27 protein-coding genes and 1 riboswitch are annotated in these 26,914 nt (G+C 60.2%); of the genes, 17 read left to right on the top strand and 10 right to left on the bottom strand.

All coding sequences use genetic code 11. The features are described from left to right. Nucleotides 1–236: 236 nt before the first annotated feature. From mtgA to AC1DYF_RS02250, 5 genes are all read left to right on the top strand, one after another. Complete coding sequence (mtgA, locus tag AC1DYF_RS02270; protein ID WP_477874813.1) at nucleotides 237–911, top strand: monofunctional biosynthetic peptidoglycan transglycosylase; 675 nt, start codon at nucleotides 237–239, stop codon at nucleotides 909–911. Between the two features lie 70 nt (nucleotides 912–981). Then, nucleotides 982–1,629: a glutathione S-transferase family protein gene (locus tag AC1DYF_RS02265; RefSeq protein ID WP_477874811.1), complete on the top strand. Its 648-nt coding sequence runs from the start codon at nucleotides 982–984 to the stop codon at nucleotides 1,627–1,629. Nucleotides 1,630–1,853: 224 nt separating this feature from the next. Then, nucleotides 1,854–2,039, top strand: a complete 186-nt coding sequence (gene rpmF / locus AC1DYF_RS02260; protein WP_449112517.1) for a 50S ribosomal protein L32 — start codon at nucleotides 1,854–1,856, stop codon at nucleotides 2,037–2,039. 152 nt (nucleotides 2,040–2,191) lie between these two features. Beyond that, nucleotides 2,192–2,596, top strand: a complete 405-nt coding sequence (locus AC1DYF_RS02255) for a hypothetical protein (protein WP_477874809.1) — start codon at nucleotides 2,192–2,194, stop codon at nucleotides 2,594–2,596. Between the two features lie 73 nt (nucleotides 2,597–2,669). Beyond that, nucleotides 2,670–2,891, top strand: coding sequence for a hypothetical protein (locus AC1DYF_RS02250; RefSeq protein ID WP_477874807.1), 222 nt, complete (start codon nucleotides 2,670–2,672; stop codon nucleotides 2,889–2,891). Between the two features lie 61 nt (nucleotides 2,892–2,952). On the opposite strand, the gene phaR is transcribed toward AC1DYF_RS02250, so the two are convergent. Then, nucleotides 2,953–3,537, bottom strand: coding sequence for a polyhydroxyalkanoate synthesis repressor PhaR (gene phaR / locus AC1DYF_RS02245; protein WP_477874805.1), 585 nt, complete (start codon nucleotides 3,535–3,537; stop codon nucleotides 2,953–2,955). A 278-nt stretch (nucleotides 3,538–3,815) separates the two neighbouring features. Between phaR and AC1DYF_RS02240 the strand changes: the two genes are divergently transcribed. After that, the gene (locus tag AC1DYF_RS02240; RefSeq protein ID WP_477874803.1) at nucleotides 3,816–4,997 is read left to right on the top strand and encodes an acetyl-CoA C-acetyltransferase; all 1,182 of its coding nucleotides are present in this window, start codon (nucleotides 3,816–3,818) and stop codon (nucleotides 4,995–4,997) included. A gap of 69 nt (nucleotides 4,998–5,066) precedes the next feature. Then, nucleotides 5,067–5,792: an acetoacetyl-CoA reductase gene (gene phbB, locus AC1DYF_RS02235; RefSeq protein ID WP_477874801.1), complete on the top strand. Its 726-nt coding sequence runs from the start codon at nucleotides 5,067–5,069 to the stop codon at nucleotides 5,790–5,792. A gap of 108 nt (nucleotides 5,793–5,900) precedes the next feature. Here the strand turns inward: phbB and AC1DYF_RS02230 are convergent, their stop codons facing one another. Next, nucleotides 5,901–6,443: a dihydrofolate reductase family protein gene (locus AC1DYF_RS02230; protein WP_477874799.1), complete on the bottom strand. Its 543-nt coding sequence runs from the start codon at nucleotides 6,441–6,443 to the stop codon at nucleotides 5,901–5,903. A gap of 803 nt (nucleotides 6,444–7,246) precedes the next feature. Between AC1DYF_RS02230 and AC1DYF_RS02225 the strand changes: the two genes are divergently transcribed. From AC1DYF_RS02225 to AC1DYF_RS02200, 6 genes are all read left to right on the top strand, one after another. After that, on the top strand, nucleotides 7,247–10,501 hold the full coding sequence (locus AC1DYF_RS02225) for a helicase-related protein (RefSeq protein ID WP_477874797.1): 3,255 nt from the start codon (nucleotides 7,247–7,249) through the stop codon (nucleotides 10,499–10,501). Between the two features lie 3 nt (nucleotides 10,502–10,504). After that, nucleotides 10,505–10,891: an RNA-binding S4 domain-containing protein gene (locus tag AC1DYF_RS02220; protein WP_477874795.1), complete on the top strand. Its 387-nt coding sequence runs from the start codon at nucleotides 10,505–10,507 to the stop codon at nucleotides 10,889–10,891. Between the two features lie 212 nt (nucleotides 10,892–11,103). Continuing rightward, complete coding sequence (fdxA, locus tag AC1DYF_RS02215; protein ID WP_477874793.1) at nucleotides 11,104–11,442, top strand: ferredoxin FdxA; 339 nt, start codon at nucleotides 11,104–11,106, stop codon at nucleotides 11,440–11,442. Between the two features lie 452 nt (nucleotides 11,443–11,894). Then, nucleotides 11,895–12,467 (top strand): CarD family transcriptional regulator, encoded by a 573-nt coding sequence (locus tag AC1DYF_RS02210; RefSeq protein WP_477874791.1) that lies wholly within the window; start codon nucleotides 11,895–11,897, stop codon nucleotides 12,465–12,467. A gap of 251 nt (nucleotides 12,468–12,718) precedes the next feature. Beyond that, on the top strand, nucleotides 12,719–13,210 hold the full coding sequence (locus tag AC1DYF_RS02205) for a DinB family protein (protein ID WP_477874789.1): 492 nt from the start codon (nucleotides 12,719–12,721) through the stop codon (nucleotides 13,208–13,210). A 9-nt stretch (nucleotides 13,211–13,219) separates the two neighbouring features. Next, nucleotides 13,220–13,810 carry a TetR/AcrR family transcriptional regulator gene (locus AC1DYF_RS02200; RefSeq protein WP_477874787.1) on the top strand — a complete coding sequence of 197 codons (591 nt, stop codon included), beginning with the start codon at nucleotides 13,220–13,222 and terminating at the stop codon, nucleotides 13,808–13,810. A gap of 100 nt (nucleotides 13,811–13,910) precedes the next feature. On the opposite strand, the gene AC1DYF_RS02195 is transcribed toward AC1DYF_RS02200, so the two are convergent. The 4 genes from AC1DYF_RS02195 to thiB all read right to left on the bottom strand — a co-directional run bounded on the left by AC1DYF_RS02195 (nucleotide 13,911) and on the right by thiB (nucleotide 18,896). Continuing rightward, the gene (locus AC1DYF_RS02195; RefSeq protein ID WP_477874785.1) at nucleotides 13,911–15,467 is read right to left on the bottom strand and encodes a M48 family metalloprotease; all 1,557 of its coding nucleotides are present in this window, start codon (nucleotides 15,465–15,467) and stop codon (nucleotides 13,911–13,913) included. Nucleotides 15,468–15,598: 131 nt separating this feature from the next. Continuing rightward, the gene (locus AC1DYF_RS02190) at nucleotides 15,599–16,285 is read right to left on the bottom strand and encodes a thiamine ABC transporter ATP-binding protein (protein ID WP_477874783.1); all 687 of its coding nucleotides are present in this window, start codon (nucleotides 16,283–16,285) and stop codon (nucleotides 15,599–15,601) included. Then, entirely contained in the window at nucleotides 16,282–17,868 is a 1,587-nt protein-coding gene (thiP, locus tag AC1DYF_RS02185) for a thiamine/thiamine pyrophosphate ABC transporter permease (RefSeq protein WP_477874781.1), read from the bottom strand. The genes AC1DYF_RS02190 and thiP overlap by 4 nt, the downstream gene beginning before the upstream one ends. A gap of 20 nt (nucleotides 17,869–17,888) precedes the next feature. Beyond that, complete coding sequence (gene thiB / locus AC1DYF_RS02180; RefSeq protein WP_477874779.1) at nucleotides 17,889–18,896, bottom strand: thiamine ABC transporter substrate binding subunit; 1,008 nt, start codon at nucleotides 18,894–18,896, stop codon at nucleotides 17,889–17,891. Between the two features lie 44 nt (nucleotides 18,897–18,940). Beyond that, nucleotides 18,941–19,052, bottom strand: a riboswitch (TPP riboswitch). 134 nt (nucleotides 19,053–19,186) lie between these two features. On the opposite strand from thiB, the gene AC1DYF_RS02175 reads away from it, so the two are divergent. After that, on the top strand, nucleotides 19,187–21,106 hold the full coding sequence (locus AC1DYF_RS02175; protein WP_477874777.1) for a propionyl-CoA synthetase: 1,920 nt from the start codon (nucleotides 19,187–19,189) through the stop codon (nucleotides 21,104–21,106). Here the strand turns inward: AC1DYF_RS02175 and AC1DYF_RS02170 are convergent. Further along, the gene (locus tag AC1DYF_RS02170) at nucleotides 21,086–21,973 is read right to left on the bottom strand and encodes a LysR substrate-binding domain-containing protein (RefSeq protein ID WP_477874775.1); all 888 of its coding nucleotides are present in this window, start codon (nucleotides 21,971–21,973) and stop codon (nucleotides 21,086–21,088) included. The two genes, AC1DYF_RS02175 and AC1DYF_RS02170, sit on opposite strands and share 21 nt — an antisense overlap. Nucleotides 21,974–22,097: 124 nt before the next feature. Between AC1DYF_RS02170 and AC1DYF_RS02165 the strand changes: the two genes are divergently transcribed. Continuing rightward, a complete protein-coding gene (locus tag AC1DYF_RS02165) occupies nucleotides 22,098–22,484 on the top strand; it encodes an ectoine synthase (protein WP_477874773.1) in 387 nt (128 codons plus the stop codon). Nucleotides 22,485–22,577: 93 nt separating this feature from the next. On the opposite strand, the gene AC1DYF_RS02160 is transcribed toward AC1DYF_RS02165, so the two are convergent. Continuing rightward, nucleotides 22,578–23,279, bottom strand: a complete 702-nt coding sequence (locus tag AC1DYF_RS02160) for a DUF1013 domain-containing protein (protein WP_477874771.1) — start codon at nucleotides 23,277–23,279, stop codon at nucleotides 22,578–22,580. A gap of 219 nt (nucleotides 23,280–23,498) precedes the next feature. Between AC1DYF_RS02160 and acs the strand changes: the two genes are divergently transcribed. After that, nucleotides 23,499–25,451 carry an acetate--CoA ligase gene (acs, locus tag AC1DYF_RS02155; protein ID WP_477874769.1) on the top strand — a complete coding sequence of 651 codons (1,953 nt, stop codon included), beginning with the start codon at nucleotides 23,499–23,501 and terminating at the stop codon, nucleotides 25,449–25,451. Here acs and AC1DYF_RS02150 read toward each other — a convergent pair. Then, a complete protein-coding gene (locus AC1DYF_RS02150; RefSeq protein WP_477875125.1) occupies nucleotides 25,423–25,704 on the bottom strand; it encodes an excalibur calcium-binding domain-containing protein in 282 nt (93 codons plus the stop codon). The genes acs and AC1DYF_RS02150 overlap by 29 nt on opposite strands. A 113-nt stretch (nucleotides 25,705–25,817) precedes the next feature. Continuing rightward, nucleotides 25,818–26,279, bottom strand: coding sequence for a thermonuclease family protein (locus tag AC1DYF_RS02145; RefSeq protein ID WP_477874767.1), 462 nt, complete (start codon nucleotides 26,277–26,279; stop codon nucleotides 25,818–25,820). A 246-nt stretch (nucleotides 26,280–26,525) separates the two neighbouring features. On the opposite strand from AC1DYF_RS02145, the gene AC1DYF_RS02140 reads away from it, so the two are divergent. Continuing rightward, nucleotides 26,526–26,912, top strand: coding sequence for an ester cyclase (locus AC1DYF_RS02140; RefSeq protein ID WP_477874765.1), 387 nt, complete (start codon nucleotides 26,526–26,528; stop codon nucleotides 26,910–26,912). Nucleotides 26,913–26,914 lie beyond the last annotated feature (2 nt).

Below are 26,914 nucleotides of genomic sequence, written 5' to 3'. Positions count from 1 at the left end.
TTGGCACGCCGATTTCGCAGTTGCAACACGTCAAAACAGCCGATTTAACAAACTTTGGTCAAACCACTGGCAATGGAACTTCCGGCAGTTTATGAAATTCCCTCGCGACAGGCTCTCAGGAGCGAGGATAGCCGGAGCTTTGCAATTTGGACATCACGCCCGACGCACAGTTGGTCCAGCAACCGTTGCCGGCAGACGCCGTCCCGGCGAATATTGCAACTCGCATTGAGACGCCGATGCGCCGCCGGCTGAAACTCTTGCTCAAGTTCATCACTGGCATTCTGCTGCTGCCTTTCGTGCTGATGCTCGTCTACAAGCTGGAATTCATCCATCCTGTTTCGACGCTGATGTTCGCCGATCTCGCAACGCTGCAGGGCTATGACCGGCGCTGGGTGGATTTCGAGGATATTTCTCCGAATCTCGTGCAATCGGTGATGATGTCGGAGGATGGCCAGTTCTGCAATCACAGCGGCGTCGACTGGGTGCAGATGAATGGCGTCGTCGAGGACGCGCTCGAGGGCGAAGCCACCCGAGGGGCCTCGACCATTCCGATGCAGACGGTCAAGAACCTGTTTCTCTGGAACAGCCGCTCCTTCATTCGCAAGGGACTGGAATTGCCGCTGGCGCTGAGTGCCAATCTCATCCTGTCAAAAAAGCGGATCATGGAAATCTACCTCAACATCGCCGAATGGGGTCCCGGCATCTACGGCATCGAGGCGGCGGCGCAATATCACTTCAAGGTCCCGGCCTCGAAACTGACCCGCAAGCAGGCCGCCCTGCTCGCCGTTTCGCTGCCCAATCCGATCATGCGCAATGCCTCCAAACCGGCCAAGGGCATGAAACGGCTGGCGACGCTGATCGAGCGCCGCGCCAGGGGTTCCGGCCCTTACATCAAATGCCTTTATGACTGAGGCCAATTCTCTTCATTTGTGAGCGCGTCATCGCCCCGCTACACTCCCGCCATAACCAACGGAGCGGAACATGGGCGAACTCAAGCTGATCGTCGGCAACAAGAACTATTCCTCCTGGTCGATGCGGCCCTGGCTGGCGATGAAGGCCGCCGGTATCGATTTCATCGATGAAGTCATCCCCTTCGATTTCCCCAACGACAATCCCGCGATCAAGGCGGTATCGGAAACCGGCCGAGTGCCGCTGCTCGTCGATAACGGTTTCAAGGTCTGGGAATCGCTTGCCATCATCGAATATGTCGCCGAGCTGTTCCCCGACAAACCCATCTGGCCTGCGGACCGCAAGGACCGCGCACTGGCCCGCGCCTACGCAATGGAAATGGCCACCGGCTTCCGCGGCATCCGCAATGCCTGCCCGATGAACCTCCGCCGGCCGAAAAAACCGATGCCGATCACCCCCGAGATGCGCGCCGACATCAACCGGATCGAAACAATCTGGCACGGCAGCATCGCCCGTAGCGGCGGCCCCTTCCTGTTTGGTGCATTTTCAGCGGCGGACGCCATGTTCGGGCCGGTCATCAACCGTTTTGAAGCCTATGTCCTCTCCGAAAACCCGAAGACGCTGGCTTATATCGACGCGATGAAATCACATCCGGCATGGCTCGCCTGGGCGGCGGATGCTACGAAGGAAACCTGGGTCGTTGCCGAAGATGAAGCCTGAATGACGGATTCATCCGGCGCAAGAAAAATTTTTCTGGGGACTGGTCAAACGGGCCTCCGGCATGTATAAGCCCGGCAAATTTTCCGGAAATGATCACTGACAGGTACCGGCCCGTCTGGCTGATCGCTGGAATATTGCAGCAATGACAGGCATGATCTTGCCCGCAATTGTATCGAAAGAATAGTGCGCTTCAGCGAAAGCGCGGTGAGATTGGAGTTAAAACAATGGCAGTTCCGAAAAGAAAGACCAGCCCGTCGCGCCGTGGCATGCGCCGTTCCGCCGATGGTCTGAAGGCTCCGACCTATGTCGAAGACAAGAATTCCGGCGAGCTTCGCCGTCCGCATCACGTCGACCTGAAGACCGGCATGTATCGCGGTCGCCAGGTGCTGACGCCGAAGGAAAGCACCTGATCGCTTTTCCTGCGCAATGAGTTGGAAGCCGGCAGCGATGCCGGCTTTTTTATTGCCTCGATAGGACGAGGAATCCGTGTTGCGGCAAACGGATTCTGTATTAAGACTGCGCCAATCTTTCGCCGAGAACGCTTTTTCGAGGAATCCGAACAATGGCCGTTATCCCGTTGATGCTCATTCCCTTCATTCTCTACAATCTCGACATGTTCGGCCTGTTCGGCGGCGGCGGCACAGCCTCGCTGCAGAAGGAAGTGTTCAGCGTTCACATGGTGTCCGGCGCCGATTGGACGATGTCGCTCGGCGATCTCTTCATCGTCATCAGCCTCGTCATCCTGTTCATGGAAATCTTCAAGGCGACCCGCCGCAGCTCGGTGGCGCTGCTCGATCACCTGTTTTCGCTGGTTTTGTTCGTCGTCTTCCTGATCGAATTCCTTCTGGTGAAGGGTGCGGCGACACAGATCTTCTTCATCCTGATGCTGATCAGCCTCGTCGACGTGGTTGCCGGCTTCACCGTGTCGATCAAGTCTGCCGGCAGGGATGTCTCGATCGGGTTATGAGGCGACAGTCTCACATCACACCAGATGTGAAATTCTGCGATCGATCGGGCACCACAGGGAAAGACTCACAAGCATGCTTCTCGGCGCGGAGATAATGCGCTCACCCGAAGCAGGTGAAACCGAGGATGAGATTTTGGCGAAGCTGCGACACCGCGGCTATTCCAAGCTGGAGTCTGTCTCAGCCTTTCATGATGCTGGCCTGCGGCTGATGCAGGCGAAGCGGCTTGTGGATGAAAGCTCTGCATGGCGCGATGCCAAGCACCGCGATGATCATATCTTCGATGATCCGACGTGAGCGCGTCTGAGCTTGACGCCACGCCGAAAGCGGCTTCCGGCGATGTCGTGAGGTCAGCCCCTCACATATTCTCGATCTTCGCCTGCAACGCCCTGAGCTGCTCTTTCAGGTCCTCGACGTCCTTGGCGTCCGCCTTCCGCGCAGGCTCCTTGCTCTCCGCCTTGGCGGCAACCGAGAATGGCGTAAAGGCTTCCATGGCCTTCTGGAAAATCTCGGTATTGCGCTTGATCTGCTCTTCCATCAGCTGCATCGGGATTTGCAGGTTCTTCGCCAGCGGCGTGTCGCCCAGCGTCTTGGCCATATGCTCGCGTATTTGCGTCTGTTGTTCGCCGAAGGCATGCATCGACTGTTCGAGATAGGACGGGACGAAGGACTGCATCTGGTCGCCGTAGTAGGAAATCAGCTGCCGCAGGAAGGAGATCGGCAGAAGTGTATTGCCGTTCTTCGATTCCTGCTCGAAGATGATCTGCGTGAGCACGGAATGGGTGATGTCATCGCCGCTCTTGGCGTCCTGCACGGCAAAATCCTCGCCGCGCTTGACCATCTGGGCCAGGTCGTCGAGCGTCACATAAGTGCTTGTACCCGTATTATAGAGCCGCCGGTTGGCATACTTTTTAATAATGATCTGGCCGTCGCTCTTTGCCATGAATTCCTCCTGATCCCACTTATTTTTATTGCGACGCCGCCCTCCCGGACTTTGCGGCGTTTTGTCCAGTCTATGCGAAACCCAAGCAAAGACAATCGGTTTTGTGCATTGCGGCGTGAGGTGCCAAAATTTTTTGTTGCGCAATGAACGCACTGCGGCATGATATGGTTCAGCAATGAACAAATCCGCGGAGCGTTAAACCAACGTCGCAATTGCACGTCATTGACAGCTCTACGGCCGTTTGCCACTGTCACGCTAAATTACACGGAGGAAATACCATGAGCAGCCCGTCCATCGTCATCGCCAGCGCGGCCCGCACCGCGGTCGGCTCATTCAACGGCAGCTTCGCCAATACGCCGGCGCATGAGCTCGGCATTGCCGTCATCAAGGGCGTACTCGAGCGCGCCAATGTCGAGGCAGCGGAAGTCGACGAGGTCATCCTCGGCCAGGTGCTGCAGGCCGGTGAAGGCCAGAATCCGGCTCGCCAGTCCGCCGTCCTGGCCGGCATCCCGGTCGAGAAGACCGCCATCGGCATCAACCAGCTCTGCGGCTCCGGACTGCGCGCCGTGGCGCTGGGCATGCAGCAGATCGTCAGCGGTGATGCGAACATCATCGTCGCCGGCGGCATGGAATCGATGTCCATGGCGCCGCATTGCCAGCATCTGCGCTCCGGCGTGAAGATGGGCGACTTCAAGATGATCGACACGATGATCAAGGATGGCCTGACTGACGCCTTCCACGGCTATCATATGGGCATCACCGCCGAAAACGTCGCTCGGCAGTGGCAGTTGACCCGTGACGAACAGGACGCCTTCGCGCTTGCGTCGCAGAACAAAGCCGAAGCCGCTCAGGTGGCCGGCCGCTTCAAGGACGAGATCATACCGGTGACAATCAAGGGCCGGAAGGGCGACACCATCGTCGACAGCGACGAATATATCCGCCTCGGCGCCACGCTCGAAGGCATGCAGAAGCTGCGCCCGGCCTTCGACAAGGACGGCACCGTGACCGCCGGCAACGCCTCGGGTCTCAATGACGGCGCCGCAGCCGCGCTGCTGATGACCGAAGCCGAAGCTGCCAAGCGCGGCATCACTCCGCTCGCCCGTATCGTCTCCTGGGCCACGGCCGGCGTCGACCCGAAGATCATGGGCACCGGCCCGATCCCCGCTTCGCGCCGGGCGCTGGAAAAGGCCGGCTGGTCGGTCGGCGACCTCGATCTCGTCGAAGCCAATGAGGCTTTCGCCGCCCAGGCTTGCGCCGTCAACAAGGACCTCGGCTGGAACCCGGAAATCGTCAACGTCAACGGCGGCGCCATTGCAATCGGCCATCCGATCGGCGCTTCCGGCGCCCGTGTTCTCAACACGCTGCTGTTCGAAATGAAGCGCCGCTCGGCAAGGAAAGGCCTGGCCACGCTCTGCATCGGCGGCGGCATGGGCATCGCCATGTGCGTCGAAGCGATGTGATGAGATCGACGGCCGGGCGATGCCCGGCCGTCTTGCTTTTAAATAACAGCTTAAAGGGGAGAGGAACAGATGAGCAGAACAGCCCTCGTCACCGGCGGTACCCGCGGTATTGGCGCCGCGATTTCCATCGCACTGAAGAATGCCGGCTATAAGGTCGCCGCCAACTATGCGGGCAACGACGAAGCCGCCGCGGCCTTCACCAAGGAAACCGGCATTGCCGCCTATAAATGGGATGTGTCGAGCTACGAAGCCTGCGCCGACGGCATCGCCAGAGTCGAAGCCGATCTCGGCCCCGTCGAGGTTCTCGTCAACAATGCCGGCATCACCCGCGACGCCATGTTCCACAAGATGACGCCGGATCAGTGGAATGCGGTGATCAACACCAATCTCACCGGCCTGTTCAACATGACGCATCCGGTCTGGTCGGGCATGCGCGACCGCTCCTTCGGCCGCATCGTCAACATCTCCTCGATCAATGGGCAGAAGGGCCAGATGGGTCAGGCCAACTATTCCGCCGCCAAGGCCGGCGACCTCGGTTTTACCAAGTCGCTCGCCCAGGAAGGTGCCGCCAAGGGCATTACCGTCAACGCCATCTGCCCGGGCTATATCGGCACGGAAATGGTCAGGGCCGTGCCGGAAAAGGTGCTGAACGAGCGCATCATCCCGCAGATCCCGGTCGGCCGGCTGGGTGAGCCGGAAGAGATCGCCCGCTGCGTCGTCTTCCTCGCCTCCGACGATGCCGGCTTCATTACCGGCTCGACGATCACCGCCAATGGCGGCCAGTATTTCGTCTGATCGCTGCACCATCACGAACTGATACAGGCACAGTGTTGGACGGTGTCGTTTTCGGGCTCGACCCGATGACGGCCCGTCCACCATAAGCGCGTTGCGGATGCGACGCGCTTACTCTTGTCGTCTCACCGCATACCGTGACTGCACCAGACCCGACGGATAAGCCGTCGTCTCGCAATGTTGCAGCTGAATGTCCTCGTCGACCGGCCCGAAGAGGGGAATCCCATCTCCTATCAAAATCGGGATACGCGTGATGATCATATCCGTGATCAGTCCGGCGCGAAGGAAGGACTGGATGACCTTGCCGCCATCCACATAAGCCGCTTTCCAGCCTCTGCCCGCCAATTCTGCTGCAAGCGCTTCCGGCGCCTCGGCCGAAATCGTCGCCTTGCCCGCAAAGGAACTCTCCAGGTCGTGCTGTCTCAGCGACCGGCTCATCACGACGACAGGTTTGGGGTACGGCCAGGGATCAAAGCGACGCACCTGCTCGAAGCTGCCGCGTCCCATGATGATTCCGTCGACGGTTTCAAGGAAGGCGCTATAGCCATAGTCGCCGCCGTCGGTATCCAGCCCCGGCAGCCAGTCTATCGCGCCGTCGCTGCGGGCGATAAAACCGTCAAGACTGGTGGCAATGAACACGCGTCCGTCGATCATTTCTGCTCCTTCGACACTCTCAAATGCCGGCAAGCGGAAAACAATGAACCGCCGTGACTTCCAGCAACAGGGTTAACGACCTGTTATTACACAACATATTGCGGTGAACAAACCGGGAAGCGATGGAGGTCACCGATTCGTCAGCGATTCGTTCCGTCTCGGTTCATGCAGCGCATTCACCGCCTTTCGCAGCGCACCTGTACGATTTCCCCACAATGCAACCAGGCGCCAGAGCCGCGAAACAGCTATTCGCCGTTCTTTTTTCTTGTATTTTTCACGCATGGCCTACGAGCATGGTTAATGCGTTCCAAAACCACTATATTTTGTGTCGAACAAATCGGGAAACCTGGCTACCGCCTTGATTCGTCTGCGATTCGTTCGAAATTGGTTCGCGTCTCACACCTTTCGTTCTCGATTGACAGAAATCAAGCGGTATCAAATCATTAACCATATCCTATAGGCGTATTTGACGCACATTTTGCGACTTCGATGACGTTGTTTGCCGGATAAGCGCTGCAATTTGAATCGATTCAGGATGTCGCCGTGAATCTCGTATTACCTACTACATGTTGTGTAGAACATAAAAAGAACACGAGCGAGTCATCGATTCGTCGCTGATTCGTTCTTAACCTGTTCCGAACCTTGCGGATTTGTCATTTCCTCAATTCCTCCCTATTTATGCGGCTGACCTTTTGTGCGTTTTCGACCTTGCCGAGATCCTGTCTTGCAATTGCAACAAAGGAGATGCAAGGAATGCCACCCCGGCTTCGCGCCGGCCGAAATGAAGCCTGGACTGGACTGATTTGAATTCCGATCCCCTGATATTGAGCGGCCGCGGCGTCACCGCGGTGCTCGGGCCCACCAATACCGGCAAGACGCACTACGCGATCGAACGCATGGTGGCGCATTCCTCCGGCATCATCGGCCTGCCGCTCAGGCTCCTCGCGCGCGAGGTCTATACCCGCGTCGCCGACAAGGTGGGTGTCGCCAATGTGGCGCTGATCACCGGCGAGGAGAAGATCGCCCCGCCCACAGCCCGCTTTTCCGTCTGCACCGTCGAGGCCATGCCGGACCAGACTCGCGCCGCCTTCGTCGCCATCGACGAGGTGCAAATTGCTGCCGATCTCGAGCGCGGCCATGTTTTCACCGACCGCATCCTGAACCTGCGCGGCCGCGAGGAAACGCTGCTGCTTGGTGCAGCGACGATGAAGCCGATCCTTACCCAGATCCTGCCCGGCATCACGGTGGTCGAGCGTCCCAGGCTGTCGCAGCTCTTCTATGCCGGCCAGAAGAAGATCACCCGCCTGCCGCATCGCTCGGCCATCGTCGCCTTCTCGGCCGACGAGGTCTATGCCATTGCCGAACTGGTCAAGCGCCAGCGTGGCGGTGCGGCCGTCGTTCTCGGCGCGCTGAGCCCCCGCACCCGCAATGCCCAGGTGGCGCTCTATCAGGAAGGCGATGTCGAATATCTCGTCGCCACCGACGCGATCGGCATGGGGCTGAACCTCGACGTCGATCACGTCGCCTTCGCCCAGGACCGCAAATTCGACGGTTTCCAATACCGCAACCTCAATCCAGGCGAACTCGGCCAGGTCGCCGGCCGTGCCGGCCGCTATATCAAGGACGGCACATTCGGTGTCACCGGCCAGACCCCGCCCTTCGACGATGAAATGGTGCGGCGCATCGAAAGTCATGAATTCGACCCGGTGCGTGTGATGCAATGGCGTTCCAAGGTGCTCGACTATTCTTCGATCGTTGCCCTCAAGGCGAGCCTTGAAATGCCGCCGCGCGTACAGGGCCTGACCAAGGCGCTACCGTCCGACGATCTGCAGGCGCTCGAACATTTGGAGCGCTATCCGGACATTTTGGAGCTTGCCACGACGCGCGAAAGGGTGGAAAAGCTCTGGGAGATTTGCGCACTCCCCGATTACCGGCGGATCACCTCGCTGCAGCATTCCGATCTCGTCGCCGCCATTTACAAGGACATCGTCCGGCATGGTGCCGTCAATGAGGATTTTGTTGCCGAGCAGGTGCGCCGCGCCGATCGCACGGATGGCGAGATGGATACGCTGTCGGCGCGTATTGCACAAATCAGGACTTGGACTTATGTGTCCAACCGGCCGGGTTGGCTTGCAGACCCGGCACACTGGCAGGAAAAAACGCGCGATATCGAGGACCGCCTCTCGGACGCGCTGCATGAACGGTTGACCAAACGCTTCGTTGATCGCAGGACATCTGTGCTCATGAGGCGCCTAAGAGAGAATGCTATGCTGGAAGCTGAAATCAGTGTGAATGGCGATGTCTTTGTCGAAGGGCATCATGTGGGTCAGTTATCCGGCTTCCGGTTCACTCTGGCGAGTGCAACCGACGGCCAGGATTTGAAGGCAGTCGAAAGCGCTGCCAGCAAGGCCCTTGCCCTGGAATACGAGGCACGCGCCGCGCGCCTGCATGCTGCCGGCAACAACGATCTGGCGCTCGCCAATGACGGCCTGGTGCGCTGGCTCGGCGAACCCGTGGCAAGGCTGACGGCGTCCGACCACATCATGCGGCCGCGCATCGTGCTTCTGGCGGACGAATTGCTTTCCGGCCACGCCCGCGAGCATGTCCAGGCCCGCATCGAGCGCTTCGTCAATCACCACATCGCCACTGTGCTGAAGCCGCTCGACGACCTGACGCGTGCCGAAGACCTGCAGGGCATCGCCAAGGGCCTGGCCTACCAGATCGCCGAAAATCTCGGCGTCCTGTTCCGCCGCGACGTCACCGACGACGTCAAGGCGCTGGATCAGGAAGGCCGTGCCTCGCTGCGCAAATATGGTATCCGCTTCGGCGCCTATCACGTCTTCATGCCGGCGCTTTTGAAGCCCGCTCCGGCCGAACTGATCACGCTTCTCTGGTCGCTCAGGAACGACGCGCTCAGCAAGCCTGGTTATGGCGACCTGATCCCGGCGCTGGCCGCCGGCCGCACGTCGATCGTCACCGATCAGTCCTTCGAGCGCAATTTCTACCGTCTCGCCGGCTTCCGGTTCCTGGGCAAGCGCGCCGTCCGCATCGATATCCTCGAACGCCTGGCCGACCTCATCCGTCCGCTGCTGCAATGGAAGCCCGGTGCACAGAATCGTCCCGAAGGCGCCTATGACGGTCGCCGCTTCGTCGCCACGCCGGCCATGCTCTCCATTCTCGGCGCCACCGCTGACGACATGGAAGAGATTCTAAAGGGCCTCGGTTACCGCGCCGACAGCGTGACCGCCGAAGAAGCCGCCGCCCATCTCGCTTCCACCGCGCCGGCGCAGCCGGCGGCCGCCGAGTCGACTGCGACCGCGGTTGCGGCAACTGCCGAGGAAGGCGCTGTATCCATCGATGAAGACAAGCCGGAAGAGGCCGCTGCCGACAATGCGCCGGCCGAAACCGAGGAGACCGAAGAAGCCTCTGCAGAGGTGAAGACCGAGGAGACGACCGAAGCCGCTGCAGCCGAACCAGTTGCAGAGGCCGAGGCATCGACTGTTGAGAGCGCGGCATTGGAAAGTGCCGAAGCTGCACCGGTCGAGGAAAAGCGCGTGCTCCTCTGGCGGCCGGGTGGCGGACGCCAGGAAAATCCGAACCAAAACCAGAACCGCAACGGACAGCGTCGCGAAGCCGGCAACCAGAACAGCCGCGAAGGCGGCCGCCGCAACGATCGCCAGGGCCGTCCTGGCGGCGAGCAGCGCCAGGGTGAACCCCGTCAGGGTGAACATCGCCAAGGCGAGCAGCGTCAGGGCGAACATCGCGGACCGCAGCGCGAGCGCGGCGAACGCCAGGACCGGGGCGAGCGTGGTGAGCAGCGTCGCGAGGGTCGGCCGGCCGACGGTCATGGCGAACAGCGAGCCGACAATCGGCCGCCGCGCGAAAATCGCCAGCGCCCGGAAGGCGAGCAGCATCGTGGTCCGCGCCCCGACAAGGGTAACCGTCCCTCCGCACAGCCGCAGCGCTTCGAAGCCAAGCCGGCCCGCAAGGACAAGCCGATCGATCCGGACTCTCCCTTCGCCAAGCTCGCGATCCTGAAGGAGCAGATGAAGAAATAGTCCATGGCCGCCGACCGACAGCGCATCGACAAATGGCTGTTCTTCGCCCGCATCGCCAAATCGCGGACGCTGGCGCAGACCTGGGTCGAGGCGGGTCATGTCACGGTCAATAATGAAAAGGTCAAGCGCCCAAGTGCCGACGTCAGGGTCGGCGACCGACTGGGCGTCATGACTGCCGAGCGCGACGTCGTGGTCATCGTCAAGGCGCCCGGCGAAAGCCGCAGGCCTTACGAAGAAGCAAGACTGCTCTATGAAGACATCTCGCCGCCGCGTGAGAAGCTGAGCCGTTTCGAGCAGGCGACGCGCAATCCCGGCGCCGGACGTCCGGAGAAGAAAGAGCGGCGCGAGATCGACCGCCTCAAGGGTCGGCTCGACTTCGGCGAGGACTGACGAAATTTCCTCTTCCGCCGGGAGCCATGAGCGCCATGGCGGCTTTCCTGGAAAATTTTACCAACCGGGCAAGAAAGCAGGGCAGAATTGCAATAAATGCAGGGCTGCTTTTGGCCGTCCAGTCCTTGCAAAGGCTGGTCAAACTCGGTAGTTGACGACGAAAATGGGGATCGCCCGGATCCCCCGAAATGGAATATCATCTGGAGTGTCACATGACCTATGTCGTGACCGACAACTGCATCAAGTGCAAATATACCGACTGCGTCGAAGTCTGCCCGGTCGACTGTTTTTACGAGGGCGAAAATTTCCTCGCGATCCATCCGGACGAATGCATTGATTGCGGCGTCTGCGAACCGGAATGCCCAGCCGAAGCGATCAAGCCCGACACGGAGTCAGGCCTCGACAAGTGGCTGAAATTGAACGCGGAATACGCGTCGATCTGGCCCAACATCACGCAGAAGCGCGACCCTTTGCCGGAGGCCAAGGAGATGGACGGCATCGAAGGCAAGTTCGAGAAATATTTCTCGTCGGAGCCTGGACAGGGCGACTGAGACAGGCCAGTGTGACGGATGGCGCCTCCAGACGGAGGCTGTCTTTTCTGCGGCGGCGCGAACGGGACAGGCCGTCGGCACATTGCGGGCGATGCGTAGGCGAGCGGGGCTTCCGGGCGCAAGCTGCACAGGTGATTTGCAGCGGCTGGCGCATCGCTTTGCCGCAGTCAAAGCAAATTATTGATTTCCACGGATTTTTGTGTTATATAACGCCCCACTGATCCCGAGGGGCACAATTTGCCCACACATCACGAAAGCACCGATCCCTAAATGCGGTTTCTTTGAAATATGCGCCTCCACGGTTGCCTGTTTTCATATGTACCGCGTGAACGGTTTTGTCTGCGATTTGCATGCGGGCCCAGTCAGAGGCAGCCAGGCACTATCCGCCTATCCCCGGCCATGCGAGGCCGTACCCGGTTCGCCGGAAGCATATTAGGGAGTTTGTGACAAGCATGACAACCCAGATCAAGAAACCCTCTTCCACCCGCCAGGGCTTCAAGACCGGTGAATCGATCGTCTATCCCGCCCATGGCGTGGGTCAGATCGTGACCATCGAGGAACAGGAAGTCGCCGGCATGAAGCTTGAGCTTTTTGTTATCGATTTCGAAAAGGACAAAATGCGTCTGAAGGTTCCGGTCGCCAAGGCCGTGAGCATCGGCATGCGCAAGCTTTCGGAGACGGATTTCGTCGATCGTGCCCTCAAGGTCGTTCAGGGCAAGGCCCGCATCAAGCGCACCATGTGGTCGCGCCGTGCGCAGGAATATGACGCGAAGATCAATTCCGGCGACCTGATTTCGATCGCCGAAGTCGTGCGCGATCTCTACCGTGCCGACAATCAGCCGGAACAGTCCTATTCGGAGCGCCAGCTCTATGAACAGGCCCTGGACCGCATGGCGCGAGAAATCGCCGCTGTCAACAAGATGTCCGAGACCGAAGCCGTTCGCCTCGTCGAGACCAACCTCGCCAAGAGCCCGCGTCGCGCCGGCAAGCTGACCGAGGAAGACGAGCAGGACGAAGCCGCATAAGGCTCGTCCCGTCTGGAATGCAAAAACCCGGGCTCGTCCCGGGTTTTTTGTTGTCTGCAGTTTGGCGATTGGGCCTTGTGGCAATAGCCAAACCTGAGGTGCATTTCGTAGGCGGAGCCCTCGCGATGCCTCGAAGGATCCAGGCCCGACGACCATGATAGTCTCGAGCCATTTTCAGATATTGACTGACCGACAGTCATTCGCTAAAAGGCTTCATACCATCGATAATTTCAAACGCCAACGAGGACCCAATGACGCAAGCTCTTCTCACTTCGCTGCTGCAGTATAAAGCCAGTGCCGACGCCGAGCTCCTCGACGCTCTCGCCGGCCTCGCTCAGACGCCGGAACTTCAGGCCGCTCTCCGTACCCTCAACCACGTCTACATGGTCGACCGCATCTTTGCCGCCAACCTGCAAAAACGCGCCCACACCTATTCGACAAGCTGGAGCGATGACGTTCCACCCCTGCCACAACTCTCAGCCGACCTTCGCGAGATAGACAGCTGGTACGTCGACTTCGCCGCGACCCTGGACGATGACATGCTGGGCGAAAGCATCGAGTTCACATTTACCGATGGCGGCCGAGGCCGCATGACCCGCGCCGAAATGCTGGCGCATATCATCACCCATGACGGCTACCACCGCGGCGAAATCGGCAGCATGCTGCCCGAGATCAGTGCCGTTGGCGCGCGCGACGTCTTCACCGGCTATCTGCATCGATCCGATCCCTCTCGCCGCGGCTGAGCACATCAAATGTCGTCCAAACCAAGAACCAAACCCGCCACCGAGCGCCGCGACGATCTCATGAACGCCGCCGAAAAACTCTTCCTGGCACAGGGCTTCGAACAGACGACCGTCGAGGACATCACCACCGCTGCCGATGTCGCCAAGGGAACGTTCTACCTGCAATTCCCCTCGAAGACGGAAATCCTGGACGCCTTGCGGCAGCGCTTCGTGCAGAACATGGCCAATGCCGTCACCGCAGCGGTCGAGGCATGCAAGCCGGCGGATTTCGAAGGCCGGCTCGCCGGCTGGGCAAGAAGCTGCGCGATCCAGTATCTTGAGTCGGGACCGCTGCATCACCTGGTTTTCGTTATCGCCCCGCCACCGAATCGTGAGGGGCTGACGCGCAACGTCCTGATCGACAGTCTGGAAGAACTTCTGGAGGCCGGTGCGAAAACCGCTGCCTGGGCAGTCGACGATCCCCACCTCACGGCAGTGTTCCTGTTCAACGCCCTGCACGGTGCAGTCAACGAGCCCGGCAATGAAGATATGGAAAACCGCGAAAAACTGCTCGTAGCGATCATCACTCATTTCTTCCGATCGGTCGGCGTGGAGGAATAGACCATGTCTCCCGACAGTGGTCACCGGTTTCGGGATAAAGATATGCACAAAAAGAGCCAAGCGCCAAAGCGATCTGAAAGATCGCGACGCGCTTGGCGCGTTATTCGGCGACGATCTTTACCTTGTCGCCAGGCTTCACCGTCGCGTCGACCGACATGCCGTTCAAAAGGCGAAAGAGTTCCGGCTTGCGCTCGGTGCCGAGCATGCGATTGGCAAGCGTCGCGACCGTATCCGATGCACCGACGACGACGACACGGATGCGTAGCGGCTTGAGATTGGTGATTTCGGCCGGGGTGAGTCGGCGGAAGCTGGCACGCAGCTTTGCTGCCGTCAGCTGCAGGTCGTTGGCGTCACCCTTCGGCACCGCGGTCAGGAACCGATAGATTTTCGGCCCGTTGCGAACCACGGTGACGTCGAAATCCCAGCGCTCGGCCGAAGCGCGCGCCGTGGCAGCCGGCATGCCGTTGACGAAGGCCGGCCGGATCGTCTCCGGCATCAGACCCGTCACCCAGCCGCTGGAAATGTAGTCCGTCAGGCTACCCCCGGACGTGTCGTCGACGAGATCGAAGCGGATCGCCACCTGGTTCGGACCGGTCGCCATAACCGCTTCCGCCTTGTTGTCGATGCGGAAATTCGGCGGCACGTCGAAGCGGATGCCGAGATTGGGGTGCAGGAAGGTCTCGCCACGAACGTAGCCTTCTGTCGGGCTGTCGCCATAGAGCAGACCATCTATGCCGGCGAGGAAATAGTCGCGACCCTTGTCGCCCACCTTGCCATCCATGCCGAACTGGCGCGCATGCATGCGTGCCAGTTCGACGCGCTGCGGCGTGCTCGGATGGGTGGAGAGAAAGTCGAGCCCCTGATCGCTGTTCTGATCGCCGGCGTTATAATTCTGGAAGGCGCCCATCGTATCGAGAAAGCGGGCCGCGGCATAGGGATCGTAGCCCGCTTCGCCCAGCATCCGCACGCCGATCTGGTCAGCCTGCAACTCCTGGGCGCGGGAGAATGCCGCGAGCCTCAGCTTGGAGCGGGCCAAAGCCTGTTTGCCGGCGAGCTCGGAGGAAAGCACCTCGGTGACCACCCGGCTGGCGATCATTTCGGCCTCTTCCTTCTGCTGGCGAAGGATACCGTGATTGGCGGTGACGTGACCCATTTCATGGCTGAGCACGGCTGCAACTTCGGAAGCATCGTCGGCCAATGCCAGCAGGCCGCGGGTCACATAGATGTATCCGCCGGGCAATGCGAAAGCGTTGATTGCCGGCGAATTGAGGATGGTGATGCGATAAGTCTGCTTCGGGTTTTCCGAGACCGCCGTCAGCGCACCGGTAATGCGGGCGACAAGCTGCTCGGTCTTCACATCCTGATACTCACCGCCATAGGTGGCGAGAATGCGCGGGCGTTCGCGGGCGCCCATTTCTGCCCGCGGGTCGTTCTTCTGCACCTCGTCGACGATTTGCGGCGTCTGCGATGGCTGTACATCCGGCTGATAGCTCTGTTCGAGAAGCGACTGGCATCCGGTGAGTGCCAGAGTGGTGGCGAGGACCGGCAGGACGCGCGAGAAGGCGCGCGCACGGCTTCGCCGCTGCCGTGGGACGGCCGCTGCGATCGAGCTTCCGGTTGTTTTCACGCTCTCGACGGTCAGAGCACTGTCCTTCATTTGCCCATGGCATGCCGGGCGGGCACGGGCCGACCTTTATCCGATTTCCAGCCCGGATGCATAGCACAAAGTGGGAGGAAGCGGATGACAAAGTCTTAAAGGAATCGGTCGAATTTGAGGCTTGCAGGGCGTTAAACCGCGAATTCTGCGGATTGCTGCCAGACTGCAACATCGCCGGCGAACACATTGCGGCCATTGCGAATTTCCACGACGCGGTCGGCGAGCCGGGAAATTTCCTGGGCGTCATGCGAAATCATCAGCACCATCATTTGATTGTCCCGCTGCAACCGGACGAGCAGCTCGCCCATGCCGATCCGCAATGTTTCGTCGAGACTGGCAAAGGCCTCGTCGAGCAGCAGGAAGGGTCGTTTGCGCACCAGAGCGCGGGCAAAGGCGACACGCTGCCGCTCGCCCCCCGACAATTGCTGCGGCATGCGCTTTTCGAAGCCGGCCAGGCCGACATCGGCAAGCGCGTTCGAAATCCGCGCCTTGTCATTGGTGCCGAGCTTCAAGGAAGGCGACAGACCAAGCGCCACATTGGTGAAGACATCGAGATGGGCAAAGAGATTGTGGTCCTGGAATATGTAGGTCAGCGGCCGTTTTCCTGGTGGAAAGGCCGTGACATCCGCCCCATCGAGAATGACGCGACCTGCCTTCGGGATCTCGAAGCCGGCCAGCAAGTGGAAAAGTGTCGACTTTCCGGCTCCAGACGGGCCACTGATCGCCGCGATTCCCGGTCCTTCAAGGGCGAAATCGTAACAGAACCGGCTCTGGCCGAAATGGGTCTCGACAGCGTCCAGACGGAGGGCGGGGCTCATGGCAATTCTCCGGGCGCGCGGTCGGAGCGGACGGCGGGCAGCATCAGCGCGAGACAGATAGCGCCCAGGATCAGCGCCAGTCCTGCAGCATCGGTGGAGCGGTAACTGCCGAGCTTGGCGTAAAGCAACGCCGGCAGGGTGATGAAGTTCTCGCTGCCGAACAGCGCGACCGCACCCAGATCGCCCAGCGACAGCGCCATGCCGAAACCGAGCGCCGTCAACAATGGCCGGCGAAGCACTGGCCAGTCAATCAGCCGGAGCCGGCTCCAGCCCTCGAGGTCGAGGCTGTCGGCGAGCTGGCTGGTGCGAATGAGGTGTGTCTTCAGCTCCGGCGCCAGCACGCGGGCGGTAAAGGGCAGGGCCATCAGTATGTTGATCGCCACGACGAGCACCGGCGCGATATTCGCGTCGATGCCGCTGCGCAGCAGAAGAATGAACCAGCCGGAGCCGAGCGCCAGCGGCGGGACGAGCAGCATGAATTCGGGCAGCCGAAACAGGCCGGCGACGCCCGACACCCGGAGCGCCAGCCGCGCCCGCGCCATGACGAAGGTGATCAGCACCGATATCAGGCCGGCACAGGCCGCGATCGCGAGACTGGTGACCAGCGCCTGCTGGAACAATGGATCGGTGATAAGATGGAAAAGATTGGAGCGCAGACCACTGACCACCAGAGCCGCGAGCGGCGCACCGACGAAGATGAGAAACAGCGCCAGAATCAGGCTATCAGAAAATTTCGACAGACCCGTCCTGCCATCGGTGCGGAAAGCCCTGCCCTTTACTGCGCTACGATCCTGTTCCGGATCGGGAAACAATCGCAAAAGCAAAAAGATGAGCAGCGTCAGCACCAGCTGCACGGCGCTCAATGCCAGCGCCCGCGGCGGATCATAGTCGAATTTCAGCGCCTGGTAGATCGCCACTTCCAAAGTCGAGGTCTGCGGACCGCCGCCAAGCGTCAGCACGATGGTGAAACTGGTGACGCAGAGCATGAAGATCAGTCCGGCAATGCCGGGAATGACCCGCAGCAGCGCCGGCCATTCGACGAAGCGGAACAGCGAAATCCGAGAAAAATCAAGCCCGGCCGCCAGCCGCCATTCGTCGCGCGGCACGCTTTCCAGCGCCTTGACCATCAGCCGCGCGGCCAGCGGCAGGTTGAAGAACACATGGCCGACGAGAATGCCGGCGAGCCCATAAATGGACACCGCATCCTCGACGCCGGTCATGCGGAAAAGATCGTTGACGACGCCCTGCCGGCCCCAGATGGATACGATGCCGAATACGGCCGGCAGCACCGGCAGGCCGAGTGGCAGGAGCATCAGGCCAAGCACGAGCGGCCGACCGGGAAAATCCGCTCGCCGCGCGATCGCCAGCGCCGCCGGCAGCGCCAGCCCTATCGACAGCACCGTCGATGCCAGCGCCTGTTCGAGCGTGAACAACGTGACATGCCCCATATAGGAAAAAGGCGGCCAGGACGCATCGGCGCCACCAGCCACCAACAACATGCCAATGGCCGCCGCAACGAACAAAAGGATGGCGCCGAGGCTCAGAGAGCCCAGCGCAATCCAGATCTTCCGGTCTCGATCCATTGCCCAGTCCGGCTAAGCGATCAATTCATGCTCATTGCCGCCAGCCACTCGTCGATCCAGGCCTTGCGGTTCCTGGCGACCTCGGCTGCGGGGATGTTGAGCGTGATCTTCGGATGCACGATCTTGCCAAACACCGGATCGAGCGGAGCCGAGGTCTTGCCGACTGGCATCATCCAGTTGTTTTCCGGGATGATGTCCTGGAAAGCCGGGCTGATCATGAATTTCAGGAATTGCCGCGACAGATCGGCATTGCCGCTCTTGGTGATCGCCGCCACTTCGACCTGGATCGGATGGCCTTCGGCAAAATCGGCGGCCTGGTAGCGATTCACCTTTTCGGCAATCATGTGATAGGCGGGCGAGGTGGTGTAGGAGAGCACCATCTGCGCCTCACCCTTGGTGAACAGGCCATAGGCCTCCGACCAGCCGGGGGTAACGGTGAGAATACGCTTCTTGAGCTTCGCCCAGGCCTCCGGCGCCTTGTCGCCATAGACGGATTTCACCCAGAGCAGCATGCCGAGACCGGGCGTCGAGGTGCGCGGATCCTCGATGGCGAGCTTCTCCTTCGGATCGCCGTCGACCAGTTCCTTCAGGCTTTTCGGCGGGCTCTTCACCGTCTGCGTGTCGTAGACGATGGCGAAATGGCCGTAGTCGAAGGGCACGAAATAAGGGTCCTTGAAACCGCCCGGCACGTCGAGGCTGGACGTATCAATGCCATGCTCCGCAAGCAGGCCGGTGGCCTTGGCTTCTTCGGTCAGGTTGTTGTCGAGGCCGAGCACGATATCGGCCTTGGTCGCCCCGCCTTCCATCTTGAGTCGGGTCAGGATGGCGACGCCATCGGCAAGGCTGACATAGTTGACCTTGCAGCCGCAGACCTTTTCGAATGCCGCCTTGACCTTCGGTCCCGGCCCCCAATCGGCGGTGAAGCTTTCATAGGTATAGATGGTCAGCGTGTTCTCGGCGGCATGCGCCGACGAGAGAAACGACAATGCTGCCGCAGCAGCGAGTGACAGGAATGAAATCTTGCGCATCAGCGCCTCCATGGTTTCAAATGACCGGGAATAGGGCGCTGAAATCTTCTTTGCCGTCTAATCCCTCCGCCGGTACGAGCCGGATCAGGTTCTTCGGGTTGGTCGAAACCTCTCAGCCAGGAACCGCAAGCGGCCCAGGCACCCCGTTAGAGCAAGGCAATGATTAGACCTCTGTCACGAAATTGACAAGCGGCATGGTGACGGTCGGCTTGTCGGCTTTCGTCTCGCTTTGCCAGCCCCGAAAATTTGTTCATAATCCTTCCAAACGACGACTGGCCTGGGAGGAAAACATGGCGGGTCCATATAGTGACGTCTATGCCGAATGGCGGCGTGATCCGGAGGCATTCTGGCGGACGGCGGCAGGAGCAATCGACTGGTTCGAGCCTCCAACGCAGATTTTCGATCCCAAAGCCGGCGCTTACGGCCGCTGGTTTCCGGACGCCATGACCAATACTTGCTTCAACTGTATCGACCGGCATGTCGCCGCCGGTCGCGGCGGCCAGAAGGCGATCATCTACGACAGTCCCGTCTCCGGCCGGAAGGCGAGTTTCACCTATGCGGAAGCGCTCGCCGAGATCAAGGCGGTGGCCGGTGTGCTGCGCTCGCTGGGTGTCGAGAAGGGCGATCGGGTGATCATCTATATGCCGATGGTTCCCGAGGCACTGTTTTCCATGCTCGCCTGCGCCCGCATCGGCGCGATCCATTCCGTCGTGTTCGGCGGCTTTGCCGCCCAGGAACTGGCAACCCGTATCGACGATTCCCAGGCGAAGCTGATTGTCACCGCGAGTTGCGGGCTCGAACCGGGCCGCAGCGTCGCTTATAAGCCGCTGGTGGATCAGGCCATCGCGCTTGCCCGCCACAAGGTGCAGCATTGCCTGTTGCTGCAGCGGCCCGAGCTTGCGGCGGACATGCAGCCCGGTCGCGACGTGGATTTTTCCGATTCTATCGCCCGCATCCGCGCTGAAGGCGGGGACAATATCGATTGCGTGCCGGTGAACGCCACCGATCCGCTCTATATTCTCTACACATCCGGCACGACGGGCCAGCCGAAGGGCGTGATCCGTGACAATGGCGGCTATATGGTCGCGCTGCGCTGGTCGATGCAGAATATCTATGGCGTCAAGCCGGGCGAGGTCTATTGGTCGGCCTCCGATATCGGCTGGGTGGTCGGCCATTCCTATATCATCTACGGTCCGCTGCTCGCCGGCTGCACCACCGTGCTCTATGAGGGCAAGCCGGTCGGCACACCCGATGCCGGCGCCTTCTGGCGCGTCATTGCCGAGCACGGCGTCAACGCGTTCTTCACTGCACCCACTGCCTTTCGAGCCATCCGCCGCGACGATCCCAACGGCGATTTGGTCGGCAAATATCCCATGCCGCATCTGCGCGCTTTATTCCTTGCCGGAGAACGGGCCGATCCGGAAACACTCAAATGGGCGGAGCACCAGCTCGGCATACCCGTCGTCGATCACTGGTGGCAGACGGAAACTGGCTGGCCGGTCGCGGCCAATCCGCTTGGCATCGAGACGCTGCCGGTGAAATATGGTTCGACCAGCCTGCCCATGCCGGGCTACCAGGTCGACGTGCTCGACGATGCCGGCCATGCCGTGCCGCCTGGCGCGCTCGGCAATATCGCAATCAAGCTGCCGCTGCCGCCCGGCTGCCTGCCGAGTTTCTGGAATGCCGACGAGCGTTTCCACAAAGCTTGCCTCGATGAATTCCCCGGTTATTACAAGACCGCGGATGCCGGCTATCGCGACGAGGACGGCTATCTGTTCATCATGTCCCGCACCGACGACATCATCAATTGCGCCGGCCACCGTCTTTCGACCGGACAGATGGAAGAGGTCTGTGCCACCCATCCCGATGTCGCCGAAAGTGCCGTGATCGGTATCGCCGATGCGCTCAAGGGCCAGATCCCCTGTGGCTTCCTGGTGCTCAAGGCCAATGTTTCACGGGAAACGTCGGCGATCGAACAGGAGGTCGTGTCGCTGGTGCGCCGGGAGATCGGTCCCGTCGCAGCCTTCAAGATGGTGCTTTGCGTTGGCAGGCTGCCGAAGACGCGCTCAGGCAAAATCCTGCGTGGCACGATGCAAAAGATCGCCGATGGCGAACCGTGGAAAATGCCGGCAACGATCGACGATCCTGCCATCCTCACGGAAATCACCGAGGCGCTCAAGGCGCGCGGCCTATGCCAGCCCGCGCGCTGAGGCGAGCAGAGCCGAAAACCAGCCGGTGAAGGCGCGGGTTTCATGCGATGCCCGCGCCGAAGTGACCATGAAGTAGCTTTCGCTTTCCAGGGTGGCGATGTCCGAGAGCACGACGAGATCGCCGGCGGCGATTTCACGCGAAAAGACATCGACCGGGCAGAGCGCCACACCATGGCCCGCGACCACGGCCGTGGCCAGCAGGTTGAAATCTTGGAAGATCGGGCCGTTGAGCGGCGGCAATGGTACATGAGCTGTGCGGAACCAATCGGCCCAGTTGGCCGGATTCTCATCATGCAGCAGGTCGGCGGAGGCGATGTCCATCACAGTGACGAGTGGCGCCGGTCGGCGCGCCAGATAATGTGGGCTCGCCACCGGCCGATTGGCGCGCGAGAAAAGCCTGTGATTCAACGTTCCGCGTTCGTCGCCCGCTGTCAGCGTGATCAGCACATCCGCGTCGAGGTCGCCGAGGCGGTCGCTCGCCCGGGCATAGACGACCCTGAGTGCCAATTCCGGCTGGGCCGAGCGAAAATCCGCCAGCGCCGGGATCAGCCAACGGGCGGCAATCGACGGAATGCAGGCAATAGTCAGACCATGACCGGCGCCGGGCCGGCGGATCGCGCGGCACTGTGCCTCGATCTGGCGAAAGCTGTCGGTCACCACCAGGCTCAGGGCCAGTCCCGTCTCAGTGAGCGCGATGGCGCGGCCGGATTTCCGGAGCAGCGGCTGGCCGATCCAATCCTCGATATGGCGGATGTGATGCGAAATCGCCGCATGCGTCACATTCAATTCATCACCAGCCCGCGAAATACTGAGCAGGCGCGCGGCGGCCTCGAAGGCGCGAAGGGCATTGGCTGGTGGCAGATCCATATGTGAGGAAAACTAACTTATTGAATAAAACAGATCARTAGTCTTGGCTGCGGTTCCGGCTTAGCTTTCGGCATGCGACGTCGCCAAGGCGGCGTCATATGTCAATAAAACTGGGAGATAAGTTATGTTCAAGCGCAGCCTTGCCGATGTCGAAACCACGGATTTCTTCGTCAATTGGGGCAATGGCACCAGCCACCGCATGCTCACCGAAACCGACGGTATGGGTTTCACCGTCTGCCACACGATTGTCGCGGCCGGCAGCGAATCCCTGCTCGAATATCGTCGCCATCTGGAAGCGTGCTACTGCATTGCCGGCGAGGGTGAAGTGGAAGACATGGAGGGCAATGTCTACCCGATCCGTCCCGGCGACATCTATGTGCTCGACCAGCATGACAAGCATTTTCTGCGCGGCGGCAAGGACAAGGACCTGATCCTGGTCAGCGTCTTCAACCCGCCATTGACCGGCCGGGAGCGCCACAGCCTCGATGCGGCACAGGGATCGGCTTACTGAAAAGCGGCATCACAATCTGCATGGATATTTTCTGCAAATAAAAGAAAAGGCGGCCCGATCAAGCCGCCTGCCATTTCTAAAACGACGTGAGGATCAGTAGCGATCCTCCTCCTCATCTTCATCGCGCTTGCCGCTCATCGACTTCAGCTTCGCGAACACGGCATCGGCATCGATTTCCTTGAAATCGTCCTCGTGGCTGACCGGGGCGCGCTCAGTCTCGCGAGCCGATTCCAGCGTCGCGCCCATTTCCTCGGCAGTCTGGAACGGACGGTTCTTGGCGGCCTTTTCGATTTCCATGTCGAGGTCGATCTGCGAGCAGAGACCGAGCGTCACCGGATCCATCGGCGTCAGGTTGGCCGAATTCCAGTGGGTGCGCTCGCGGATCTGCTGGATCGTCGTCTTGGTCGTGCCGACCAGGCGGGAAATCTGCGCATCCTTGAGTTCCGGATGATTGCGCACCAGCCAGAGAATGGCGTTGGGGCGGTCCTGGCGCTTGGAAACCGGCGTATAGCGCGGGCCCTTACGCTTGGATTCCGGCACCCGGACCTTCGGATCGGAAAGCTTCAGCTTGCGCATCGGATCGGCTTCGGCGCGGGCAATTTCGTCGCGCGACAGCTGGCCGGTGGAAATCGGATCCAGGCCCTTGATGCCCTGCGCAGCTTCGCCATCGGCAATCGCCTTGATCTCAAGCGGGTGCAGCTTGGTGAACTGGGCGATCTGGTCAAAGGAGAGCGCCGTGTTGTCGACCAGCCAGACGGCAGTTGCCTTGGGCATGAGAAGCGTTTGCTGAGCCATGGATATAGTCCTTCTAAGCCACCTGCGCCGGGGTCGCAGGCCGTTTGTGTCATCCACAATGTCCGGGAAATCGGCCGGCTTATATAGCAAGTGTCGCGTAATTGCAATTCTTTGAGATTCGATTGACCAAAGTCTCATTGCTGCGCCAAAACTTGCTGCTATGTATGTACCAYAAAAGCGCCCGGGAGGCGCTTCACATTTTGGATCTGGGAGGAATGCATGTCGTCCAAGACTTATCCCGTGCTGAAGTCCGCCAAGGATAGAGCACTGATCGACAAGGATAAATACCAGCGCTGGTACCAGGACAGCGTCGAGGATCCGGACCGTTTTTGGGCGAAACATGGCAAGCGCATCGACTGGTTCAAGCCCTTCACCAAGGTCAAGAACACCTCGTTCAAGGGCAAGGTGTCGATCAAGTGGTTCGAGGACGGCCAGACCAATATTTCCTACAACTGCATCGACCGGCACCTGAAGAAGCATGGCGAGCAGGTGGCGATCATCTGGGAAGGCGACAATCCCTATATCGACAAGAAGATCACCTATAACGAGCTCTACGACCATGTCTGCCGCCTCGCCAATGTGCTGAAAAAGCACGGCGTCAAGAAAGGCGACCGGGTCACCATCTATATGCCGATGATCCCGGAAACGGCCTATGCCATGCTCGCCTGCGCGCGCATCGGCGCCATCCATTCTGTCGTGTTCGGCGGCTTCAGCCCGGAAGCGCTCGCCGGACGGATCATCGATTGCCAGTCGACTTTCGTCATCACCTGCGACGAAGGCCTGCGCGGCGGCAAACCGGTGCCGCTCAAGGAAAACACCGACGCGGCGATCCACATCGCCGCGCGCAACCATGTGCATGTCAAGAACGTGCTGGTCGTGCGCCGCACGGGCGGCAAGACCGGCTGGGCTGAGGGTCGCGACCTCTGGTATCACACCGAAACCGCAAGCGTGAAAGCCGATTGTCCGCCGGTGAAGATGAAAGCGGAAGACCCGCTGTTCATTCTCTACACATCAGGCTCGACCGGAAAGCCGAAGGGCGTGCTGCACACCACCGGCGGCTATCTTGTCTGGGCCTCGATGACGCATGAATATGTCTTCGACTATCATGACGGCGATATTTACTGGTGCACGGCCGATGTCGGCTGGGTGACCGGCCACTCCTATATCGTCTATGGCCCGCTCGCCAATCGCGCCACGACGCTGATGTTCGAGGGCATCCCGACCTTCCCGGATGCCGGCCGGTTCTGGGAAGTGGTCGACAAGCACAAGGTCAATATCTTCTATACTGCACCGACGGCCATCCGGTCGCTGATGGGCGCCGGCGACGATTTCGTCAAACGCTCCTCGCGCGCCTCGTTGCGCCTGCTCGGCACAGTGGGCGAGCCGATCAATCCGGAAGCCTGGGAATGGTATTACCATGTGGTCGGCAGCGCGCGCTCACCGATCGTCGACACCTGGTGGCAGACCGAGACCGGCGGCCATATGATCACGCCGCTGCCCGGCGCCACCGACCTGAAGCCGGGCTCCGCAACGCTGCCCTTCTTCGGCGTCAAGCCGGAACTGGTGGATAATGAAGGCAAGCTCCTCGAGGGTGCGGCCGACGGCAATCTCTGCATTGCCGACAGCTGGCCGGGTCAGATGCGCACCGTCTATGGCGACCATGAGCGCTTCATCCAGACCTATTTCTCCACCTACAAGGGCAAATATTTCACTGGTGACGGCTGCCGCCGCGACGAGGATGGTTATTACTGGATCACCGGCCGCGTCGACGACGTGCTCAACGTCTCCGGCCATCGCCTCGGCACGGCGGAAGTGGAATCGGCGCTGGTCTCGCATCACGATGTGTCGGAAGCCGCCGTCGTCGGCTATCCGCATGACATCAAGGGTCAAGGTATTTATTCCTATGTTACCTTGATGGCCGGCGTTGAGCCGACCGAGGACCTGCGCAAGGCGCTGATCGGCCATGTCCGCAAGGAAATCGGCCCGATCGCCTCGCCCGACAAGATCCAGTTCGCACCGGGCCTGCCCAAGACACGCTCCGGCAAGATCATGCGCCGCATCCTGCGCAAGATCGCCGAGGATGACTTTGGCTCGCTGGGCGACATTTCGACGCTCGCCGATCCCGGCGTGGTCGAGGAGCTGATCAGCAATCGGCAGAATAAGAAGGGCTAAGTCGCCACTCCGCGCGTGCCTTCCCAAACAGTCTATTGGGGGGCATGTCCGGACAGCCTTGCCGCCGCTTGATTTCCTCGACCTGCTCGACGGAATGGTAAACATTCTCACAGGGAATGCCATCATTGTCGGCATCCGCACGACTGTAGCCGCCGCACCAGAGAGCGACGGCCTCCTCGCAGGAGCTGACCTGCTTGCAGGTCCCGCGGGCGAGGACGACAATCGTGTCACCATGAAACGACGGCAGGACCATCATGGCGGCAAGAAGCGGGCTTGTTGCGGGATCGGCTCGAAATTGCATGGAAAAGCCCCTATTCAGAGGCAACCGCAATCCAGGGAGAAAGTCCAGCTATATCTGCAACCAGTTCAATTGCACCCTTCCTTTGGCTTCCTGCCACCGTCATATGGCCTTGCGAGCCCCGCAGCCAGCATTGTCTGGCCGGCGTCATGGCCGTGGTTGAAACTGACCCTGGCAACCACCCGGCCAAAATACTTGTCACCTGAAATATCCGATAGTGCCAGCCTGCCGCCTCCAGCTGCCAGCGCTTCCGCCAGCACGTCCTTTGCCGCCAGCGCCAGTTGACGGAAATTCTCGCATTTCGAACGCAGTTCCGGCGTATCTATACCGCGAATGCGGACCAGGACCGATACGGTCTGCTGCGGCCAGGGCCTTGCATTGACCATCACCGTGTCGCCATCGATGACCGAGACGAGGTCCGCTTCGACGGGACCAGCGATGTAATAACGTTGGTCTCGCGTCTCGGCCGAGACCGCGCCGGGCAGCAGCGGCAAGATCAGGACGGCAATGGAAAATCGCGAGATCATCATACAAGGAATTTATTCCTTGTAACTTTGCGCGTCAATAGGAATTATATCCTTGATGCGGAGCTGCGACAGGCGCCGGCAAGCCGCCGGCCTAAGAAACGGGGCCGCAAATGGAAATCCACGTATTGCCACTCGATAAACGACCAAACCCCGGCCTATGGAACTTGCAATGGCGGCTTATGGTCGGACAATCTGGGATACTGTCTGCTTGAAAAGAGGCTCGACAACGACACCGGAAAGGTGGCCCCCATGACCGAAACCGAACTCGCCGAAATCTATCGCAGCTACATTGCCTGCCTGAACCGCCAGGATTGGCAAAATCTCGGCCAATTCGTCGCCGGTGACGCGCGTCACAATGACCGGCTATTCGGCCTGACCGGGTACCGGCAAATGCTGGAAAACGATTTCGACGACATTCCAGACCTGGCTTTCAATATCGAACTGCTGGTCTGCAATCCGCCATTCATAGCCAGCCGGCTCGCGTTCGATTGCAGCCCGAAAGGCCGGTTCCTCGGTCTCGACGTGAACGGAAAGAAGGTGTCGTTCACCGAAAACGTCTTCTACAAATTCCGGGACGGCAGGATCGTTGAAGTCTGGTCGATCGTCGACAAGCAGGCGATCGAAGCCCAGCTTTAGGT

The organism is Rhizobium sp. P2_G9 (genome assembly GCF_056403475.1).
Note: the sequence above shows the minus strand (reverse complement) of the source record. Positions and strands in the feature narration are given on the sequence as shown.

Excerpts from the sequence above, each read along its gene's own strand:
- mtgA (WP_477874813.1), top strand. The coding sequence starts at position 237 with ATGCGCCGCCGGCTGAAACTCTTGCTCAAGTTCATCACTGGCATTCTG.
- AC1DYF_RS02265 (WP_477874811.1), top strand. The coding sequence starts at position 982 with ATGGGCGAACTCAAGCTGATCGTCGGCAACAAGAACTATTCCTCCTGG.
- rpmF (WP_449112517.1), top strand. The coding sequence starts at position 1,854 with ATGGCAGTTCCGAAAAGAAAGACCAGCCCGTCGCGCCGTGGCATGCGC.
- AC1DYF_RS02255 (WP_477874809.1), top strand. The coding sequence starts at position 2,192 with ATGGCCGTTATCCCGTTGATGCTCATTCCCTTCATTCTCTACAATCTC.
- AC1DYF_RS02250 (WP_477874807.1), top strand. The coding sequence starts at position 2,670 with ATGCTTCTCGGCGCGGAGATAATGCGCTCACCCGAAGCAGGTGAAACC.
- phaR (WP_477874805.1), bottom strand. The coding sequence starts at position 3,537 with ATGGCAAAGAGCGACGGCCAGATCATTATTAAAAAGTATGCCAACCGG.
- AC1DYF_RS02240 (WP_477874803.1), top strand. The coding sequence starts at position 3,816 with ATGAGCAGCCCGTCCATCGTCATCGCCAGCGCGGCCCGCACCGCGGTC.
- phbB (WP_477874801.1), top strand. The coding sequence starts at position 5,067 with ATGAGCAGAACAGCCCTCGTCACCGGCGGTACCCGCGGTATTGGCGCC.
- AC1DYF_RS02230 (WP_477874799.1), bottom strand. The coding sequence starts at position 6,443 with ATGATCGACGGACGCGTGTTCATTGCCACCAGTCTTGACGGTTTTATC.
- AC1DYF_RS02220 (WP_477874795.1), top strand. The coding sequence starts at position 10,505 with ATGGCCGCCGACCGACAGCGCATCGACAAATGGCTGTTCTTCGCCCGC.
- fdxA (WP_477874793.1), top strand. The coding sequence starts at position 11,104 with ATGACCTATGTCGTGACCGACAACTGCATCAAGTGCAAATATACCGAC.
- AC1DYF_RS02210 (WP_477874791.1), top strand. The coding sequence starts at position 11,895 with ATGACAACCCAGATCAAGAAACCCTCTTCCACCCGCCAGGGCTTCAAG.
- AC1DYF_RS02205 (WP_477874789.1), top strand. The coding sequence starts at position 12,719 with ATGACGCAAGCTCTTCTCACTTCGCTGCTGCAGTATAAAGCCAGTGCC.
- AC1DYF_RS02200 (WP_477874787.1), top strand. The coding sequence starts at position 13,220 with ATGTCGTCCAAACCAAGAACCAAACCCGCCACCGAGCGCCGCGACGAT.
- AC1DYF_RS02195 (WP_477874785.1), bottom strand. The coding sequence starts at position 15,467 with ATGAAGGACAGTGCTCTGACCGTCGAGAGCGTGAAAACAACCGGAAGC.
- AC1DYF_RS02190 (WP_477874783.1), bottom strand. The coding sequence starts at position 16,285 with ATGAGCCCCGCCCTCCGTCTGGACGCTGTCGAGACCCATTTCGGCCAG.
- thiP (WP_477874781.1), bottom strand. The coding sequence starts at position 17,868 with ATGGATCGAGACCGGAAGATCTGGATTGCGCTGGGCTCTCTGAGCCTC.
- thiB (WP_477874779.1), bottom strand. The coding sequence starts at position 18,896 with ATGCGCAAGATTTCATTCCTGTCACTCGCTGCTGCGGCAGCATTGTCG.
- AC1DYF_RS02175 (WP_477874777.1), top strand. The coding sequence starts at position 19,187 with ATGGCGGGTCCATATAGTGACGTCTATGCCGAATGGCGGCGTGATCCG.
- AC1DYF_RS02170 (WP_477874775.1), bottom strand. The coding sequence starts at position 21,973 with ATGGATCTGCCACCAGCCAATGCCCTTCGCGCCTTCGAGGCCGCCGCG.
- AC1DYF_RS02165 (WP_477874773.1), top strand. The coding sequence starts at position 22,098 with ATGTTCAAGCGCAGCCTTGCCGATGTCGAAACCACGGATTTCTTCGTC.
- AC1DYF_RS02160 (WP_477874771.1), bottom strand. The coding sequence starts at position 23,279 with ATGGCTCAGCAAACGCTTCTCATGCCCAAGGCAACTGCCGTCTGGCTG.
- acs (WP_477874769.1), top strand. The coding sequence starts at position 23,499 with ATGTCGTCCAAGACTTATCCCGTGCTGAAGTCCGCCAAGGATAGAGCA.
- AC1DYF_RS02150 (WP_477875125.1), bottom strand. The coding sequence starts at position 25,704 with ATGGTCCTGCCGTCGTTTCATGGTGACACGATTGTCGTCCTCGCCCGC.
- AC1DYF_RS02145 (WP_477874767.1), bottom strand. The coding sequence starts at position 26,279 with ATGATGATCTCGCGATTTTCCATTGCCGTCCTGATCTTGCCGCTGCTG.
- AC1DYF_RS02140 (WP_477874765.1), top strand. The coding sequence starts at position 26,526 with ATGACCGAAACCGAACTCGCCGAAATCTATCGCAGCTACATTGCCTGC.